Source organism: Lysobacter yangpyeongensis (assembly GCF_042655745.1).
GTDB lineage: Bacteria > Pseudomonadota > Gammaproteobacteria > Xanthomonadales > Xanthomonadaceae > Agrilutibacter > Agrilutibacter yangpyeongensis.
Genome location: NZ_JBHSNM010000001.1, coordinates 1398592 through 1415363, shown reverse-complemented (window position 1 = coordinate 1415363; position 16772 = coordinate 1398592). Strand labels below are relative to the sequence as shown.

Annotated in this window: 16 protein-coding genes; 7 read left to right on the top strand and 9 right to left on the bottom strand. The window is 67.7% G+C overall.

Going from position 1 to position 16772, the window contains the following annotated elements; all coding sequences use genetic code 11:
• Window positions 1-21 precede the first annotated feature (21 nt).
• The gene (locus ACFPN1_RS06110; RefSeq protein ID WP_386753811.1) at window positions 22-684 is read right to left on the bottom strand and encodes an ankyrin repeat domain-containing protein; all 663 of its coding nucleotides are present in this window, start codon (window positions 682-684) and stop codon (window positions 22-24) included.
• Window positions 685-883: 199 nt separating this feature from the next.
• Here ACFPN1_RS06110 and ACFPN1_RS06105 point away from each other — a divergent pair, with 199 nt between their 5' ends.
• Window positions 884-1060, top strand: coding sequence for a hypothetical protein (locus ACFPN1_RS06105; RefSeq protein WP_386753810.1), 177 nt, complete (start codon window positions 884-886; stop codon window positions 1058-1060).
• Between the two features lie 16 nt (window positions 1061-1076).
• Here ACFPN1_RS06105 and ACFPN1_RS06100 read toward each other — a convergent pair whose 3' ends face one another.
• The 5 genes from ACFPN1_RS06100 to ACFPN1_RS06080 form a co-directional block, all read right to left on the bottom strand.
• Entirely contained in the window at window positions 1077-1283 is a 207-nt protein-coding gene (locus tag ACFPN1_RS06100; protein ID WP_386753808.1) for a YbdD/YjiX family protein, read from the bottom strand.
• The gene (locus tag ACFPN1_RS06095) at window positions 1280-3352 is read right to left on the bottom strand and encodes a carbon starvation CstA family protein (RefSeq protein WP_386753806.1); all 2073 of its coding nucleotides are present in this window, start codon (window positions 3350-3352) and stop codon (window positions 1280-1282) included. Before ACFPN1_RS06095 ends, ACFPN1_RS06100 begins: the two co-directional genes overlap by 4 nt.
• 104 nt (window positions 3353-3456) lie before the next feature.
• The gene (gene corA / locus ACFPN1_RS06090) at window positions 3457-4449 is read right to left on the bottom strand and encodes a magnesium/cobalt transporter CorA (protein WP_386753805.1); all 993 of its coding nucleotides are present in this window, start codon (window positions 4447-4449) and stop codon (window positions 3457-3459) included.
• Window positions 4450-4503: 54 nt separating this feature from the next.
• Window positions 4504-5775, bottom strand: coding sequence for a lipoprotein N-acyltransferase Lnb domain-containing protein (locus ACFPN1_RS06085; protein WP_386753804.1), 1272 nt, complete (start codon window positions 5773-5775; stop codon window positions 4504-4506).
• Window positions 5768-6631 (bottom strand): HlyC/CorC family transporter, encoded by an 864-nt coding sequence (locus ACFPN1_RS06080; protein ID WP_386753802.1) that lies wholly within the window; start codon window positions 6629-6631, stop codon window positions 5768-5770. Before ACFPN1_RS06080 ends, ACFPN1_RS06085 begins: the two co-directional genes overlap by 8 nt.
• A gap of 161 nt (window positions 6632-6792) precedes the next feature.
• Here ACFPN1_RS06080 and ACFPN1_RS06075 point away from each other — a divergent pair, with 161 nt between their 5' ends.
• Window positions 6793-7437 carry a DNA-binding protein gene (locus tag ACFPN1_RS06075; protein WP_386753801.1) on the top strand — a complete coding sequence of 215 codons (645 nt, stop codon included), beginning with the start codon at window positions 6793-6795 and terminating at the stop codon, window positions 7435-7437.
• A gap of 120 nt (window positions 7438-7557) precedes the next feature.
• Here ACFPN1_RS06075 and ybeY read toward each other — a convergent pair whose 3' ends face one another.
• Together ybeY and ACFPN1_RS06065 are read right to left on the bottom strand one after the other, a co-directional pair.
• A complete protein-coding gene (gene ybeY, locus ACFPN1_RS06070; protein WP_386753799.1) occupies window positions 7558-8040 on the bottom strand; it encodes an rRNA maturation RNase YbeY in 483 nt (160 codons plus the stop codon).
• 43 nt (window positions 8041-8083) lie between these two features.
• Complete coding sequence (locus ACFPN1_RS06065) at window positions 8084-9070, bottom strand: PhoH family protein (RefSeq protein ID WP_386753797.1); 987 nt, start codon at window positions 9068-9070, stop codon at window positions 8084-8086.
• Between the two features lie 338 nt (window positions 9071-9408).
• Between ACFPN1_RS06065 and ACFPN1_RS06060 the strand changes: the two genes are divergently transcribed.
• From ACFPN1_RS06060 to ACFPN1_RS06040, 5 genes are all read left to right on the top strand, one after another.
• Complete coding sequence (locus tag ACFPN1_RS06060; RefSeq protein WP_386753796.1) at window positions 9409-10119, top strand: TetR/AcrR family transcriptional regulator; 711 nt, start codon at window positions 9409-9411, stop codon at window positions 10117-10119.
• Window positions 10116-11066, top strand: a complete 951-nt coding sequence (locus ACFPN1_RS06055; protein WP_386753794.1) for an HlyD family secretion protein — start codon at window positions 10116-10118, stop codon at window positions 11064-11066. The genes ACFPN1_RS06060 and ACFPN1_RS06055 overlap by 4 nt, the downstream gene beginning before the upstream one ends.
• 20 nt (window positions 11067-11086) lie before the next feature.
• A complete protein-coding gene (locus ACFPN1_RS06050; RefSeq protein WP_386754058.1) occupies window positions 11087-12016 on the top strand; it encodes an ABC transporter ATP-binding protein in 930 nt (309 codons plus the stop codon).
• A complete protein-coding gene (locus ACFPN1_RS06045) occupies window positions 12013-13122 on the top strand; it encodes an ABC transporter permease (protein ID WP_386753792.1) in 1110 nt (369 codons plus the stop codon). The genes ACFPN1_RS06050 and ACFPN1_RS06045 overlap by 4 nt, the downstream gene beginning before the upstream one ends.
• 81 nt (window positions 13123-13203) lie before the next feature.
• The gene (locus tag ACFPN1_RS06040) at window positions 13204-14868 is read left to right on the top strand and encodes an amidohydrolase (protein ID WP_386753790.1); all 1665 of its coding nucleotides are present in this window, start codon (window positions 13204-13206) and stop codon (window positions 14866-14868) included.
• 280 nt (window positions 14869-15148) lie between these two features.
• On the opposite strand, the gene ACFPN1_RS06035 is transcribed toward ACFPN1_RS06040, so the two are convergent.
• The gene (locus ACFPN1_RS06035) at window positions 15149-16609 is read right to left on the bottom strand and encodes a MiaB/RimO family radical SAM methylthiotransferase (RefSeq protein ID WP_386753788.1); all 1461 of its coding nucleotides are present in this window, start codon (window positions 16607-16609) and stop codon (window positions 15149-15151) included.
• Between the last annotated feature and the right edge of the window lie 163 nt (window positions 16610-16772).

Here is a 16772-nt window from a genome sequence, read left to right as displayed (position 1 = left end):
ATCCATGAGCTGGTTGCGTGGTTACCGATGCGTATCGGTTACGGGTACCCCGTGTTGCGTGAGCCAAGCCCGTATCGCGTCCCGGTTTCGCCGGGCCTTTTCAGTCAGAAATTGGGGGTCGGACATGAACAGAAAGTCCTGAAATGTCGCCTTCTGCGCATTCATCGCTCTGGGGTCAGCACCAGCCTCCAGCAGGAAGCGCACACGTTCGAAGTCATTCACGAGCGCAGCTTGGTGCAAAGGAGTATTCCCACCGTTGTCGGCGACGTTAATGCTCGCTCCTGCCGCCAGCAATGCGTGGAACTGCTGATCGCGTCGGGTGGCGATAGCAGTGAATAGAGGGGTTTGCCTGTCGCCGTTGAGAACGTTGGCAGAAACTCCGCGCTTCAGGAGTAAGTCCAGGTACCGCGGGTCCTTCACCATTGCCGCGGTATGTACCACCGTATAGCCATCCATTCCCAAATGTGCGGGGTCCGCCCCAGCGTGTATCAATGCATCCAGGGCGGGGAGGCTTTCATTCAAAACCGCCCATTGCATGAGTGTGACGTTGTCGTTTCCGGTGGCCTCGATGTTTGTGGCAGCTGCGAGGCGCCGTACCTCTGCTTCATCGCCGTCCGCTATGGCGGAAGCCAACTCGGCAACATGGCTATCGACAAAAACTTCGTGCACATCGACCTTGTGCATCAGGGCCTCCTTGGCGCATCCAGGGCCGGTGAGTCCGGCGAGTATGACGAGCAACATCTGGCGCAATGCAGGTGTTCGCATAAGTGTCGTCCGATGACAGCGTGCCGCCCAGACTACCCGAGCAGCGGATCGAAGCAAACCCGGCAGCGGCCCGGCTTTGGGCGTATGCTCCGCCCCGGGGTGAATCGAGGGGAGCGAGATGACCGACGATTTCCGCAAGCCGCCGGAGCCGTACAAGGGCCCGGAGCGCCGCAAGGGCGGCGATCGCCGGCAGGGGCATGACCGGCGCGAGATGATCCGGTTCGAGCCGGACAAGGACGACCGCCGCAGCGGCAAGGACCGCCGCAAGCGCTCCGGTTGGGACACCGTCCGCTAGCAGTCTCCGCGGCGCTTCAGCAGCAGCGCGACCGGCCCTTTCCGTAGCGGGCGGACATGCGCTCGCGGAAGAATGTGTTTCTGTCCATGGGTTCGTGCAGCGGGTGGTGCTCGCGCATGTGCGTGACGTAGGCCTCGTAATCGGGGACGCCGATCGCCAGCCGGGCGGCCTGCGTGGCGTTCGACCACACGTGGCGCAATAGCGCGAGCAGCCCTTGCGTCATGGCCGCGAACCTGCGATCAGGCTGTCCAGCGCCACGTATTCGCTTTCCCGCGCACTCGAGGTTTCGCTGCGTCGCGCCGCCGTCGCGGCGCGCAGGCCGAAGACCACGGTGGACAGCACGACCACGATAAAGAGCGCACACAGCACCGCGTCCACGTGGTAGTTGAACACCAGACGCCGCATTTCGCCGAGCGATTTCGCCGGTGCGATGAGCTCGCCGCGCGCCGCGGCTTCACTGAACCTGCGCGCCGCAGCGAGGAAGCCGATCTTCGCGTCGTCGTGGAAGATTTTCTGCGCGCTGGCGGTCAGTGTGCACAGCAGCAGCCACGCGGTCGGCAGCAGCGGGATCCACAGGTACTTCTCGCGCTTCATCTTCACCATCACCACGCAGCAGAAGACCAGCGCGATCCCCGCAAGCATCTGGTTGGCGATACCGAACAATGGCCACAGCGTGTTGATGCCGCCGAGCGGATCGACCACGCCCTGGTACAGAAACCAGCCCCAGCCCCCGACCGCGAGGCTCGTGCACAGCACGTTGGCGAGCCAGTTTTCCGTATGTGCCAGCGAGGGATGGGCCATGCCGAGCATGTCCTGGATCATGAAGCGCGCCACGCGTGTGCCGGCATCCAGCGTGGTGAGGATGAAGAGCGCCTCGAACAGGATCGCGTAGTGATACCAGAACGCCATCATCCCGCCGCCGCCGGCGATGCCATGGAGAATCTGCGCCATGCCCACCGCGAGCGTCGGCGCGCCGCCGGTGCGTGACAGCAGGGTTTCCTCGCCGATCTCCTTCGCCGTCGCTGCCAGCACGTCCGGCGTGACGACGAAGCCCCAGTTCGAGATGGCCGCCGCGGCGGAATCGACCGTGGAGCCGATCAGCGCGGCCGGTGCGTTCATCGCGAAATACACGCCGGGCTGGAGCACGCAGGCCGCGACCAGCGCCATCACCGCGACGAAGGCTTCCATCAGCATGCCGCCGTAGCCGATGGGGCGGATATGGGACTCGCTGGCCAGCATCTTGGGCGTGGTGCCCGAACTGATCAGCGCATGGAAACCCGACACCGCGCCGCAGGCGATGGTGATGAAGAGGAACGGGAACAGCTTGCCGGCGAACACCGGCCCGGTGCCATCGACGAAGCGCGAAATCGCCGGCATCTGCAGGTCGGGCATGGCGACGAAGATCGCAACGGCCAGCAGCAGAACCGTGCCGATCTTGAGGAAGGTACTGAGGTAGTCGCGCGGCGCGAGCAAAAGCCACACGGGCAGCACGGAAGCGACGAAACCGTAGCCGATCAGGAGCCACGCCAGCGTGGTCGCTTCGAGGCGGAACACCGACGACCAGTGCGGATCGACGGCGACCTTGCCGCCGAGCCAGATGGTGAGCAGCAGCAGGGCGAGGCCGACGAGGGAGACTTCGAGGATGCGGCCCGGCCGGACGAAACGCAGGTAAAGCCCCATCAGCACTGCGATGGGAATCGTCATCGCCACGGTGAACGTTCCCCACGGACTCTGCGCGAGCGCCTTCACCACCACCAGCGCCAGCACCGCCAGCAGGATGACCATGATGAAGAGGATGCCGACCATCGCGGTGACGCCGGCCGCGCTGTCCATCTCGCCGCGGATCATCTCGCCGAGCGAACGGCCGTCGCGACGCGTGGAGAAGAACAGCACCAGCATGTCCTGCACCGCACCGGCGAACACCACGCCGGCGAGGATCCACAAGGTGCTGGGCAGGTAACCCATCTGCGCGGCCAGCACCGGTCCCACCAGCGGACCGGCCCCCGCGATCGCGGCGAAGTGGTGGCCGAACAGGACCGTGCGTTCGGTCGGCACGTAGTCGAGGCCGTCGTTGCGGCGCCAGGCGGGCGTCGCCCGTGTCGCGTCCACGCCCAAGGCGGTCTCCGCGATGTAGCGCGAGTAGAAGCGGTAGGCGATGGCGAACACCGAGATCGCCGCGGCGACGAGCCACATCGCGCTGATGGTTTCGCCGCGGTGCAGGGCGAGCGTGCCGAGGCTCGCGACCGCGACCACGGTCAGGGCCAGCCAGATGATCCAGGAAAAGCGCTGCATGACGTCCCTCCGGAGGAGGCCGAAGCGTCGCGCGCGGGACCGCCCCAGGTCAATCCGCGCTGCAACCAGCGCGCACGCCCATGCGTATCGGGGGATTCAGCGGCTCACAGCCAGCGGGCGCGCTTGAACATGCCGTACAGCACGCCGCAGATCACGACCATGGCGCCGATCAGGATCCCGTAGCTGTAGCGGCCGGCCAGTTCCGGCATGTGGGTGAAGTTCATGCCGTACCAGCTCGCGATCAGGGTCGGCGCCGCCAGCAGGGCCGCCCAGGCGCCCAGGCGCTTGACCGTTTCGCCCTGCTGCACGGTGACCAGCGACAGGTTCACGGTCATCGCCGCGGTCAGCATTTCGCGCAGCGTGTCGGTGCTCTCGTTGAGGCGCACGGTGTGGTCGTGCACGTCGCGGAAATACAGCTGGATTTCCTCGTCGATCAGCGGCGTGCGCGCGCGCGCCAGCTGGCCGAGGATGTCCTGCAATGGCGAGACGGCCAGGCGCAGGCGGGTGAGTTCGCGCTTGAGGTCGTACAGCTTGTGCACCGTGCCCTTGCTGAAGTCCTCGGCGAAGATGTCCTGCTCCAGTTCGTTCAGTTCCTGGCTGAACTCGTCGACGATGGGCATGTAGTTGTCGACCACCATGTCCAGCACCGAATACAGCGCGGCGCCCGGGCCGTGCGCCAGCATCTCGGGCTCGCGTTCCATGCGGGCGCGCGCCGGCGCGTAGCTGCTGGAGGCGCCATGCCGCACGGTCACCAGGTAGCGCGGGCCTACGAAGAGGTGCGTCTCGCCGAAACGGATGTGGCTGTCGACCGATTGCGCCGTGTGGATCGCGACGAACAGCGAGTTGCCGTACGTCTCGAGCTTCGGCCGCTGGTGCGCGTTGTGCGCGTCCTCCACGGCCAGGTCGTGCAGGCAGAACTCTTCCTGCAGCTTGTCGAGGATGTCTTCGGCCGGCTCGTACAGGCCCACCCAGACGAAGGAACCGTCGTCGTTCGCCAGGACGTCGCTGATCGCATCGAGGCTGATGTCGGTGCGTTTTCCCTCGCGGCTGTAGGCAGCGCAGTTGACGACGCAGTGGGGCAGGGTCTGATCTTTCATGCGCGGCATCGTGCGCCCGGATCGCGATGCCGCGCAACACGCCTTGCGCGTGCGCTACGCCCGGTTTCGTGCGGCGAATGCCCACGCGATGGCGGCATGCACCGGCAGCAGCAGTGCGATCCAGTGCAGGTTCGCCTGCGGCTGGGCGCTGACCCAGCGCAGCAGCAGTCCCAGACCGGCGCACGCCGCGATGGCCTGCGTGACCAGCACCGTCCAGCGACCCGGTGCGCGACCGCGCAGCATCCGCACTGCGCCCGGCAGTGCCAGCCAGGCCAGCGGGTTGAGCAGGAACAGGTTGTGGTTGGCCCAGCCCATCACGTGCGCGGTGCCAAACCACAGGAACAGCAGCACGGCGCCGATCGCGCCCGACAGTATCCAGAACACCAGCGTCATCGCGCCGAGCGCGCGTGGCTGGCGCCTGCCCAGCCAGCCGATCGCGATGGCGAAGGCAATGCCGGACAGCCCCCAGAGCCACCAGCGCAGACGCTGCGCGTCCGGCTCGGGCGCGATGCGACGCGGCAGGATGTCCTGGCGCGAGAGCACCAGCGGCCGGCCTTCGTTGTCTTTCGCCTCCACGAGGATGTCCGCCAGCCGGCGTGGCACGAATGCCTGCTCCCAGAGCGTCATCGGCTGGTCCGCCGCCGGCCCGAGACCGAGATCGAAGCCCAGCCACATCCAGGGGGCCGGCGATGCCAGCCGCAATGCTTCATCGCGCCAGGTCAGGCCCTGCGAACGGCCCTGCACCTGCTTGAGCAGGCGGCCCTGCAGCGCGCGATCGATCACGTCGCGCACGCGCGTGGAGCAGTTGTCCCTGAAGTAGTCGTAGCGGTAGTAGGCGTTTTCGGGGCGCGCGTTTTCCGCCAGTGCGGCAGCGATTTCGCGCGCCTGCGTCGCGTCGAGATCGAGCCACAGTACCTCGACGCCGCGGCCTTCCTCGCGGTACAGGACGAGGTCGTCCGCATACGGCACGGCCGCCAGCCGGTAACGCATGTCGCCGCGCACGAAGCGGGCGATGAAGTCGGGTTCGCCCGGATCGAAGAAACCGAAGTTGTACGAAATCGTCTCGCCGGTCGCGGGATCGGCCACCAGCACCGAGTCGTGGCCGAAACGTTCCCAGAAAATCTCGCCCGGCTGCATCACCATGATGCCGATGCGCGGCGCGTCAACGCCTGCCCGCGACGACTCGCCCGTCGGAGTTGCGGGGGCGAGGGCAGTCTGCGCGAACGCGCACAGCGGCAGCAGCCACGCGAGCACGAAGGCCAGCCAACGACTTTTGCGACCCGCCCTTCCGCGCGCGACCGGGAAGGGGATGGCGGCTTCACGCATCGCTGAGCACGTCGACGTGGAAAGCGTGCACGCGGCGCACGTCCGCCGAAGCGACGCGGAACACGAAGCGGCCCAGCGACAGTTCCTCGCCGGCTTCCGGCAGATGGCCGATCGCGGCGGTGACCAGGCCGCCGATGGTGTCGTATTCGTCGTCGTCGAAATCCGCGTCGAAGCGTTCGTTGAAATCGGAGATCGGGGTCAGCGCATCGACCACGAACAGGCCATCGGCCTGCGCGCGCATCAGCGCCTGCGGGTCTTCCGCTTCGTCGTGCTCGTCGTCGATGTCGCCGACGATCTGTTCGAGCACGTCCTCGATGGTGACCAGCCCGGCGACGCCGCCGTGCTCGTCGATCACGATCGCCATGTGGTTGCGCGACTGGCGGAACTCGCGCAGCAGCACGTTCAGGCGCTTGGATTCGGGGATCAGCACCGCCGGACGCAGCAGCGCGTGGATGCTGCCCGGGCCGTTGTCGGCGACCACGCCGCGCAGCAGATCCTTGGCCAGCAGGATGCCGAGGATCTCGTCGCTGTCCTCGCCATGCACCGGGAAGCGCGAGTGGCCGGATTCGACCACCTGCTTCATCAGCTCGAGCAGCGAGGCCTCGGCGGGCAGCGCGACCATCTGCGCGCGGGGAATCATCACGTCGCCCACGGTGAGGTCGGAGACGGCGATTGCGCCTTCCATCATCCGCAGCGTGTCGGCGGCAATCAGGCCATCGGCCTGGGCATCGCGGAGCAGCTCGACCAGGTCTTCCCGGGTGCTGGGCTCGCCGGACAGCATCGTGCTGATGCGTTCCAGCCAGCCGCGACGTCGTTCCTGGTGTTCCAGCTGGGTACTACTGTCGTCCTCGGACATGGGGTTTCGGCAACGCCCGGGGGGTGGGCGGACCCGGAAAGTCTAGCGCGGAAGCGGGGAAGGGCGCTGGCGGCACGGCCGGTGGTTCACGGCGACGTGGCGGGCGGGCTTCGATAATCGGACTTCGGCAATTGAGGCCGGCCCACGCGGAGGAGTGCGAAATGCCTGAGAAAAGCACCATCAGGAAGGCCCGCCAGGACAAGCGCGAAGGCAAGTCGGCCAGCACACAGGCCGGCGAGTTCGTCCACGAGGAAATCGAGCACATCCGGGAAGGCAAGCACGGGGCGCGCTCGACCAGGCAGGCGATCGCCATCGGTCTGTCGAAGGCCCGCCGCGCGGGCGTGGACCTGGCGCCGCCCAAGGCGGGCGAAGCGTCCGAAGAGACGCGACGCAAGGCCCGGCGCGACAACGAGGCGGGAGCCCGTCGCACGCGCAAGACCGCCGCAAAGAAGTCGGCCCGCAAGGCCACTGCCGGCGCCTCGGCACGGAAAGCGGCATCGAAGCGGACAACGACCGGCAGCAAGTCGGCAGCCACCAGGCGGGCAACGTCGCCCACCCGCTCGCGCGCGACCAAAAAGGCGCTCAAGCGCGAAGGTCATGCGGCCGCAAGCACCACGGCGCTGAAGCGCCAGGCCAAATCTGCCGCCCGCAAACGCACGGCGAGCGAGCGTTCGGCTGCGGCGGAGAAGGCGGCGCGCACCAAGGGCGCGGAAGGGCGTTCGCAAGCGGCGAAGAAGGCGGCACGGACGCGCGCGCGCCACGAAGGCGACCGGCGCCGGCACAACGGCGCGAGCGCGCACGCCTGACGATAGCGTTCGAAACGATGCGGCCAAAACGATGCGGCCAAAACGATGCGGCCAAAACGATGCGGCGCCTGCCGATGAGGTCAGGCGCCGCGCAGATTCAATCGATGATGCGCATCGTCGTCAGGCGATGACGTACGGGTCCTCGATGCCCATCCCGGCCAGGATCTCGCGTTCCAGCTGCTCCATGCAGATCGCGTCGGCCTCGTTTTCGTGGTCCCAGCCGAGCAGGTGCAGGGCGCCGTGCACGGTCAGGTGCGCGTAGTGCTCGACCAGCCGCTTCTTCTGTTCCTTGGCCTCGCGTGCGACCACCGGCGCGCAGATCACCAGGTCGCCGAGCAGGGGCAGCTTCACCCCCTTGGGCAGGCCGTCGGGCAATTCGGCGGGAAAACTGAGCACGTTGGTCGCGTAGTCCTTGCCGCGGAAGTGGCGGTTGAGCGAACGCGCCTCCTTGGTGCCGACGATGCGGATGGCGAGGTCGGCTTCGCGGATGCGGTTTTCCAGGGCCGCCGCAACCCATTTGCGGAAACTCACGGCGGAAGGAACACCATTGCGGGGAACGGCGTAGCTGACGCTGACATCGAGACGAACCGGGCCGATGGTCATGCGTGGTAGTCCTGGTCGGGGTGGAAGGGAGTGAACCGTTGGCTCAGGGAGCCGGCCCGGTCTGCGCGTCCGCTGCGTCGCGCGCGTCGTAGGCATTGACGATGCGCGCGACCAGCGGGTGGCGGACCACGTCGCGCGATTCGAAGAAGGTGAAGCTGATTCCGTTGACGTTGCGCAGGACTTCCAGGGCGTCCTTGAGTCCGGACTTCTGGTGCTTGGGCAGGTCGATCTGGGTCATGTCGCCGGTCACCACCGCGGTGCTGCCGAAGCCGATGCGGGTCAGGAACATCTTCATCTGCTCGATCGTGGTGTTCTGCGCCTCGTCGAGAATCACATACGCGTCGTTAAGCGTGCGTCCGCGCATGTACGCCAGCGGGGCGATCTCGATGACGTTCTTTTCCAGCAGCTTGACCACCTTCTCCACGCCGAGCATTTCGTACAGCGCGTCGTAGAGCGGGCGCAGGTAGGGGTCCACCTTCTGGGTCAGGTCGCCCGGCAGGAAGCCGAGCTTCTCGCCGGCTTCGACCGCGGGCCGCACCAGGATCAGGCGCTGCACCCGCGCCTCGTTGAGCGCTTCCACGGCCATCGCCACCGCCAGGAAGGTCTTGCCGGTGCCCGCCGGACCGATGCCGAAGTTGATGTCGTGGGTCGCGATCGCATGCAGGTATTTGGCCTGGTTGGCGCCGCGCGCGCGCAGGGTGCCGCGCTTGACCCGGATGACGACTTCCTGCGGTTCGATGTCGCTGGCGACGGTTTCGTCGGCTTCGTATTCGGTGAGGTGGAGGTGGATGTCGGGCTCGCTGAGCGTGCTGTCGCCGGCCTCGTCCCACAGCTCGCGCAGCAGCTTTTCGGTCTTGTGCACCGATGCTTCCGGGCCATCGACGCGGAACACGTTGCCGCGGTTGGCGATCTCCACGCCCAGGCGCAGTTCGATCATCCGCAGATGGCTGTCGAAGGGGCCGGTGAGGTTGGCCAGGCGCTCGGCTTCGGCCGGGTCCAGGGCAAATTCGGAAACGGTGCGTGAAGGCATCAGGGAGTGCTTCGTGGTGGGGGCGCCCTGGAAGGGAAGAAAGCTTGCGCCTGTACAGGCGTTTTGCAAAGCCGCGCACAGGCAGCGGCGCTGCGTGCCGGCCCGCGTCGGTGACTACGCTGACAGTCGTCGCGCTGGCGTGGAGTGAACGAAGACGGCAGTCGATGTGCAGCGTGCGGGCCGGTAGTGGGCGCGGCTTCCTGCTACGGCAATACCGGCTGTGAACCGTCTCGCGGACGCTGATGTCGTCGGGGTCGCATGGCCCAGCCGGGCCGAGCCGGGCGACCGTTCGTCGGCCCGCACTGGAAATAATTTATCAATCAATTAATTTAGCGGACATGGAAACGCCGAGCCACAAATCCAGGCCCCCCGCCAAGGCCGTCGCCGGCCGTAAGGACCGCCAGCGCACCCCCGGCCGGCCTTCCGGCGATGCCCCGGACCTGCGCGCGCGCGTCCTCGATGCCGCGATCGACTGCTTCGTCCGCCAGGGCGTCGCGGCGACCTCGCTGCGCGCCATTGCCACCGAGGCGCACGTCACTCCGGCCTTGCTCCACTACTACTTCGGCGACAAGGAGCAGCTGGTGGCCGCGCTGGTCGAGGAGCGGGTGATGCCGGCCTTCGCCGTGGTGCGCGGCGCCATTCTCGGCAGCGACGACGATGTGGCCGGACTGATCGCGGGCTTCGTCCGCGACATGGCCGAAGCCGTGTCGCAGCATCCCTGGCTGCCCGCGCTGTGGGTGCGCGAAGTGCTGTGCGAGGGCGGGGCGTTGCGTGAAGTGGTCTTCGCCCAGTTGGCTCCGATGCCGCAACTGCTCGCGCAGAAGTTCGCCGCCGCGCAGGCGCAGGGGCAGCTCAACGCCGAGCTCGATCCGCGCCTGCTGGTCATCTCGCTGGTCGGGCTCACCCTGTTTCCCGCGGCCGGCGCGCCGATCTGGCGCCGCATCTTCGATGCGAACGATATCGACGCCCACGCCTTGCGTGACCACACCATCGCGCTGCTCGACCGCGGTCTCGCCATTCCCGATCCGACCACCAAGGATTCCCCATGATCCGCACACGACTCCTGCTGCCGGCGATCCTCGCGGCCGCCCTGGCCGCCTGCGGCACCGATGCGCCGCAGGCGCTGGGCACGCTCGAATACGACCGCATCACCTTGCCCGCGCCCGCGGCCGAACGCATCGTCGAGATCAGCGTGCGCGAAGGCCAGTCGGTGCGTGCGGGACAGTCGCTGCTCAAGCTGGAGAACACGCGGATCGATGCCACGACGAAGGTCGCGCAGCAGGAAGCGCAGCGGCAACGCGACGCATTACGCGAACTCGAAGCCGGCGCGCGCAGCGAAACCATCGCCCAGGCGCGCGCGCAACTGGCGGCGGTGCAGGCGCAGGCGCGCGATGCGGCCGCGTACTACGAACGCGTGCGGCCACTGGGAGCGCGACAGCTGATCGCCGCCTCCGAAGTGGATCGCGCGCGCGCCGCCGCCGGCAATGCCAACGCGCAGGTCCGCGCGGCGCAGGCGGCCCTGCTCGAACTGGAAAACGGTACGCGGCGCGAACGCATCGCCCAGGGCGAGGCCGCGGTGCGTGCGGCCGAAGCGCAGGCTGCGGCGCAGGAAGTCACGCTCGACAAGTTGAACGTCGTCGCGCCGCGCGCCGGACGCGTGGACAGCCTGCCGTACCGGCTGGGCGACCAGGCGCCGGTCGGCGCGCCGCTCGCAATCCTGCTGGCGGGTAACGCGCCCTACGCGCGCGTGTACGTGCCCGAGCCGATCCGCGCGAACGTGAAGGTCGGGCAGAAGGTGAGCGTCTTCGTCGACGGCCGCGACGGCGCCATTCCCGGCACGGTGCGCATGATCCGCAGCGAGGCCAGCTTCACCCCGTACTACGCGCTGATCGGCGAAGACGCGGCACGGCTGAGCTATCTCGCGGAAATCCGGCTCGGCGATGCCGGCGCCGACCTGCCGGCGGGGCTGCCGGTCCGGGTGGAATTCGCGCCATGAACGCGGCGAACGACATCGCGATCCGCGCCCGCGGCCTGACGAAGAAGTTCGGCAGTCTCACCGCCGTCGACCACGTCGATCTCACTGTCGCGAAGGCGCACGTCTACGGCTTCCTCGGCCCCAACGGTTCGGGCAAGACAACCACCATCCGCATGCTGTGCGGCCTGCTCGCGCCCACGGCGGGCGACATCGAGGTGCTGGGCCTGCGCATTCCGGACCAGTCCGAGGCGCTGCTGCGGCGCATCGGCTACATGACGCAGAAGTTCTCCCTGTTCGAGGACCTGAGCGTGCGCGAGAACCTCGAGTTCCTCGCCGCCGTGCAGGACATGCCGAAGGCGAAGGCCGCGCAACGCATCGACGAACTCGTGCAGCGCTACCACTTCGAGGACCGGCAGAAGCAGCTCGCCGGCACCATGAGCGGCGGCCAGAAGCAGCGCCTCGCCCTGGCCGGCGCGGTGATCCACGAACCGGAGCTGTTGTTCCTCGACGAACCGACGAGCGCGGTCGATCCCGAGTCGCGCCGCGACTTCTGGGAAAAGCTGTTCGAACTCGCCGACGCAGGCACGACGATCCTCGTTTCGACCCACTACATGGACGAAGCGGAGCGCTGCCATCGCCTCGCGATCCTCGACCGCGGCACGCTGGTGGCCGACGGCACGCCGGCCGAACTGACCGGCGAACTCGCTGGCCGCACGCTGCTGGTCAGTGCGCCGCAACCGCGCCTCGCGCAGGCGCTGCTGCTGCAGCAACCCGGCGTGATCAGCGTGGCGCAGATCGGCAACACCCTGCGCGTGCTTACCTCCGCGAACGGCGACGCCGCGCCGCGGCTGCGGGCCGCGCTCGCGTCCGCGGACGTGCAGGGCGAAGTCGAACCGGTGCACGCCAACCTCGAGGACGTCTTCGTCGCCGCCACGCGCGGCCGCGAAGCCGCGGAGGATCGTGCCGCATGAACTGGCGCAGGCTCGGGGCGATCATGCTCAAGGAGTTGCGGCAGATGCGCCGCGACCGCATCACGCTGGCGATGATCATCGGCATCCCGGTGATGCAGCTGGTGCTGTTCGGCTACGCGATCAACCTCAACCTGCGCGGCCTCGACGCCGTGATCGTCGACCAGGCGGGGACCAGCGGCTCGCGCGCGCTGGTGATGGACATGCTCGCCACCGGCGTGATCCGCCCTACGCAGCAGGCTGCGACGCCGCAGGAGGCGATGGAGCTGCTGCGGCGCGGGCGCATCAGCGTCGGGGTGGTGGTGCCGTCGGATTTCGAGCGTCGCCGCGTGGACGGCCGCGAAGCCGTGCAGGTGCTCGTCGACGGCAGCGACACGGTGGTGCAGAGCGCCGCCATCCAGCTCGCGCAGATGCCGCTGGACAGTTCCACCTACGTTTCGCAGTTGACCGGCGCGCGCGAAGTCACGCCGCGGCAGATCGGCGTCGTCAGCTTCTACAACCCCGAGCGGCGCTCCGCGGTGAACATCGTGCCCGGCCTGATCGGCGTGATCCTCACCATGACGATGGTGCTGTTCACAGGCGTCGCCATCGTGCGCGAACGCGAACGCGGCAACATGGAGCTGCTCATCGCCACGCCGCTGAGTCGCAGCGAACTGATGGTCGGCAAGGTGCTGCCTTACGCGGTGATCGGCCTGGTCCAGACCACGGTGGTGCTGGCGCTGGGGCTGACGCTGTTCCGGGTGCCCATCCGCGGCAGCGTGCTCGACGTGTATCTCGCCGCGGTGCTGTTGATCTTCGCGAACCTCACGCTGGGCCTGCTGATCTCGACCAAGGCGAAGTCGCAGTTCCAGGCGATGCAGATGACGTTCTTCGTGTTCCTGCCGTCGATCCTGCTGTCGGGTTTCATGTTCCCGTTCGCGGGCATGCCCAAGCTCGTGCAATGGCTGGCGGAAGTTCTGCCGCTGACGCATTTCCTGCGTCTGATCCGCGGCGTGATGCTGCGCGGCGCCGGCCTGGTGGAGCTGTGGCCGGATGTGCTCGCGCTGTTGGCTTTCACCGTGGTGATGATGACGCTGGCGATCAGCCGGTTCCGCAAGCGCCTGGACTGATCCGGAGCGTACGCGCCCGGATCACTTGCGCGTTCGCGCTTCCGTGGCCAAAGTCGCCGCTTTCGGACACGGAGGCGGGGCATGGGCACGATCCAGCGGGCAGTGGCGTCGGTATTGCTGGGAATGCTGGTAGCCGCACCCGCGGCGGCGGAAGTCACGGTGCTGACGGCAGCGCGCATCCACACGATGGATGCGGCACGGCCGCGCGCCACGGCAATGGCCTTCGACGATACCGGCCGCATTCTCGCGCTCGGCGACACCGCGGAGTTGCGGCAACGCTATCCCGATGCGCGCCGGCTCGATGTGGGCGACGCGACGGTGATCCCCGGCCTGATCGACGCGCATGGGCATGTTTCCGGCCTCGGCATGACCCATCTCACCGCCGATCTCGTCGGCACGCGAAGCAAGGAGGCGGTGCTGCAGCGACTGCGCGAGTTCGCCGCCAGCCTTCCAGACGATGCGTGGCTGGTCGGTCGTGGCTGGGACCAGAACGACTGGCCCGAGAAGCGCTTTCCGGCCGCGGCCGACCTCGATGCGGCTTTTCCCGATCGACCGGTCTGGCTCGAACGCGTCGACGGCCACGCCGGCTGGGCCAACAGCGCGGCGCTGCGCGCGGTGAAGCGCGACCTCGCGGGCGACTGGCAGCCCGACGGCGGACGCATCGAGCGCGATGCGAAAGGGCAGCCGACCGGAATACTCGTCGACGCGGCGATGGCGCTGGTCGAGGACGCGCGCCCGCCGCTGGACGCAGCGACCGCCGAACGCGCGCTCGCGCTGGGCATGGGCGACGCGGTGAAACACGGCCTGACCGGCGTCCACGACGCGGGCATTCCGTTCGCCGAACTGGAGCGCTATCGCCGGCTCGCCGATCGCGGCGAGATGCCGCTGCGCGTGACCGCGATGGCAGCCGGCGACGGCGACGCGCTGGCGAAGCTGTGCCGCGACGGCTTGTACCGGCACCCGTCCGGACGCCTGCAGATGCGCACGGTGAAGCTCTACGCGGACGGCGCGCTGGGCAGCCGCGGCGCGGCGCTGCTGGCGGACTACAGCGACGATCACGGCAACCGCGGCCTGATGCTGACCTCGCCGGCCGACCTGCTGCGCATCGCCGTCAAGGCCAAGGGCTGCGGCGTGCAGGTCGCCACGCATGCGATCGGCGACCGCGGCAACCACGAGGTGCTGCAGGCCTACGCGAAGGCGTTGGGCGCCGACGCCTCGGGCGATCATCGCTGGCGCATCGAACACGCGCAGGTGCTCGCCGCGGACGATCTGCCCCGCCTGGCGCAACTGCACGTGATCGCGTCGATGCAGCCGACCCACGCCACCAGCGACATGCCATGGGCGGAAGAGCGCATCGGTCCGCGGCGCATCGTCGGCGCCTACGCGTGGCGGCAATTGCGCGACAGCGGCGCGCGCCTGGCGTTCGGCTCGGACTTCCCGGTCGAATCCGTCGACCCACGCCTGGGGCTGTACGCGGCCGCGACCCGCACCGACGTCGAAGGCAAGCCGGTCGGCGGCTGGATGCCGCAGGAGAAACTGACCACCTTCGAAGCCCTGCGCGCATTCACCCTCGACGCCGCGTACGCCGGTTTCGCCGAGAACGAAGTGGGTAGCCTCGCGGCCGGCAAGCGCGCGGATTTCGTCGTCGTCGCCGGGGACCCGCTGGCGCTCGATCCGTCGACGCTGGCTTCGCTCACCGTGCAGGCGACGTACGTCGACGGCAAGGCGGTGTATCGCGAGGATTAGCCGGCACCGGCTTGCTGGCCGCCTGCTTTTGCTGTTGCTCGTCATTCCCGCTAAAGCGGGAAGCGATTTGCCACGGCGAAGCCGGCAACCCGGTGCCCTTGGCCGTTGCTGTTGCCTTTGATCGTCATTCCCGCGAAAGCGGGAATCCAGTGTCTTTTGCTGTGGTTCGGCACTGGTGTCAGGAACAAGACGGGATGCGCTTTACAACAACGAAGCCGTCACATGGAACCCTTGAATCGCCGCGCAGTGGAACGATAGGCAGCGCCACCGCCGCCCGGCTTCACGCCACCGCTTCCTCCGCCACCACCACGCGCCCGCGCAGCGAATTGCTCATCGCCTCGGTGATGACGATGTCGACGAACTGCCCGACCAGGCGCGGATGCCCCGGAAAGTTCACCGAACGCATATTCTCGGTCTTGCCGGTGAGCTCGTTCGGATTCTTCTTCGAAGGCCCTTCGACGAGCACCTTCTGCACGCTGCCGACCATGGCCTCGCTGATCTCGCGCGCCTTGGCGTTGATGGTCGCCTGCAGGCGCGAAAGGCGTGCGTGCTTCTCCTCGCTCGACACCGTGTCTTCGAGGTCCGCCGCGGGCGTGCCGGGACGGCGCGAGTAGATGAAGGAGAAGGACTGGTCGAAGCCGACATCCTCGATCAGCTTCATCGTCTTCTCGAAATCCGCATCGGTTTCGCCCGGAAAGCCGACGATGAAGTCCGACGAGATCGAGATGTCCGGACGCACCGCCCGCAGCTTGCGGATCTTCTGCTTGAACTCGAGCGCGGTGTAACCGCGCTTCATCGCGGCGAGCACGCGGTCGCTGCCGGCCTGCACGGGCAGGTGCAGAAAGTTGGCGAGCTTGGGCACGTCGCGATAGGCCTCGACCAGCGAGTCGGAGAACTCCAGCGGATGCGAGGTGGTGAAGCGGATGCGGCCGATGCCTTCGATTTCGGCGATGGCGCGGATCAGCAGGCCCAGGTCGGCAACGAGCGGTTCGCTCGGGCCGAGGCCCTCGCACGCGCCGCTGGGCTGGTCGTCCTCGCCTGCGCCTTCGACCGGCGCGATCGGGCCGCGGTAGGCGTTGACGTTCTGGCCGAGGAGGGTGACTTCGCGCACGCCCTGCGCGGCGAGGTCGGCGACTTCGACCAGCACGTCCTCGAACGGGCGGCTGATCTCCTCGCCGCGGGTGTAGGGCACCACGCAGAACGAGCAGTACTTGCTGCAGCCTTCCATGATCGAGACGAAAGCGGACGGCCCCTCGGCGCGTGGCTCGGGCAGGCGGTCGAACTTCTCGATCTCGGGGAAGCTGATGTCGACCTGCGGCTGGCCGGTTTCGCGCCTGGACTGGATCAGCTCCGGCAGGCGGTGCAGGGTCTGCGGGCCGAAGACCAGGTCGACGAAGGGCGCGCGCTTGATGATCGCCTCGCCTTCCTGCGAGGCCACGCAGCCGCCGACGCCGATCACGACGGGCTTGCCCCCCTGCTTGAGTTGCTTCCAGCGGCCGAGCTGGCTGAAGACCTTCTCCTGCGCCTTCTCGCGGATCGAGCAGGTGTTGATCAGGATGACGTCGGCTTCCTCGACGTTCGTGGTCAGTTCGAGGCCATCGCTGGCGGCGAGGACGTCGGCCATCTTGGCCGAGTCGTACTCGTTCATCTGGCAGCCGTGGGTCTCGATGAAGAGCTTGCCCCTGGCTGGCAGGCGCGGGTCGGGGGTGTTCGCCTCGGGGGCGATGGTCGTGTCATTCATATGTTCGGGAGCCGGGAGGGCGGCGGTTACTCCGCACCGGGGCGCGCATTGTAGCCGCCCCGCCACGCCGGTCGCTCCGATGCCCCTGACCGAAACGCGATCACCGTCGCGTTCATACAAATCAAAGACTTGTAAAGCATTCCGAATCCGGGGATAGTCCGCC

What these genes read in the sequence shown, in the direction of transcription:
- ACFPN1_RS06035 (WP_386753788.1), bottom strand. Translation starts at nt 16,609, where the DNA reads ATGAATGACACGACCATCGCCCCCGAGGCGAACACCCCCGACCCGCGC.
- ACFPN1_RS06105 (WP_386753810.1), top strand. Translation starts at nt 884, where the DNA reads ATGACCGACGATTTCCGCAAGCCGCCGGAGCCGTACAAGGGCCCGGAG.
- ACFPN1_RS06045 (WP_386753792.1), top strand. Translation starts at nt 12,013, where the DNA reads ATGAACTGGCGCAGGCTCGGGGCGATCATGCTCAAGGAGTTGCGGCAG.
- ACFPN1_RS06080 (WP_386753802.1), bottom strand. Translation starts at nt 6,631, where the DNA reads ATGTCCGAGGACGACAGTAGTACCCAGCTGGAACACCAGGAACGACGT.
- ACFPN1_RS06065 (WP_386753797.1), bottom strand. Translation starts at nt 9,070, where the DNA reads ATGCCTTCACGCACCGTTTCCGAATTTGCCCTGGACCCGGCCGAAGCC.
- ACFPN1_RS06055 (WP_386753794.1), top strand. Translation starts at nt 10,116, where the DNA reads ATGATCCGCACACGACTCCTGCTGCCGGCGATCCTCGCGGCCGCCCTG.
- ACFPN1_RS06040 (WP_386753790.1), top strand. Translation starts at nt 13,204, where the DNA reads ATGGGCACGATCCAGCGGGCAGTGGCGTCGGTATTGCTGGGAATGCTG.
- ACFPN1_RS06075 (WP_386753801.1), top strand. Translation starts at nt 6,793, where the DNA reads ATGCCTGAGAAAAGCACCATCAGGAAGGCCCGCCAGGACAAGCGCGAA.
- ACFPN1_RS06110 (WP_386753811.1), bottom strand. Translation starts at nt 684, where the DNA reads ATGCACAAGGTCGATGTGCACGAAGTTTTTGTCGATAGCCATGTTGCC.
- ACFPN1_RS06100 (WP_386753808.1), bottom strand. Translation starts at nt 1,283, where the DNA reads ATGACGCAAGGGCTGCTCGCGCTATTGCGCCACGTGTGGTCGAACGCC.
- ACFPN1_RS06060 (WP_386753796.1), top strand. Translation starts at nt 9,409, where the DNA reads ATGGAAACGCCGAGCCACAAATCCAGGCCCCCCGCCAAGGCCGTCGCC.
- ybeY (WP_386753799.1), bottom strand. Translation starts at nt 8,040, where the DNA reads ATGACCATCGGCCCGGTTCGTCTCGATGTCAGCGTCAGCTACGCCGTT.
- ACFPN1_RS06095 (WP_386753806.1), bottom strand. Translation starts at nt 3,352, where the DNA reads ATGCAGCGCTTTTCCTGGATCATCTGGCTGGCCCTGACCGTGGTCGCG.
- corA (WP_386753805.1), bottom strand. Translation starts at nt 4,449, where the DNA reads ATGAAAGATCAGACCCTGCCCCACTGCGTCGTCAACTGCGCTGCCTAC.
- ACFPN1_RS06085 (WP_386753804.1), bottom strand. Translation starts at nt 5,775, where the DNA reads ATGCGTGAAGCCGCCATCCCCTTCCCGGTCGCGCGCGGAAGGGCGGGT.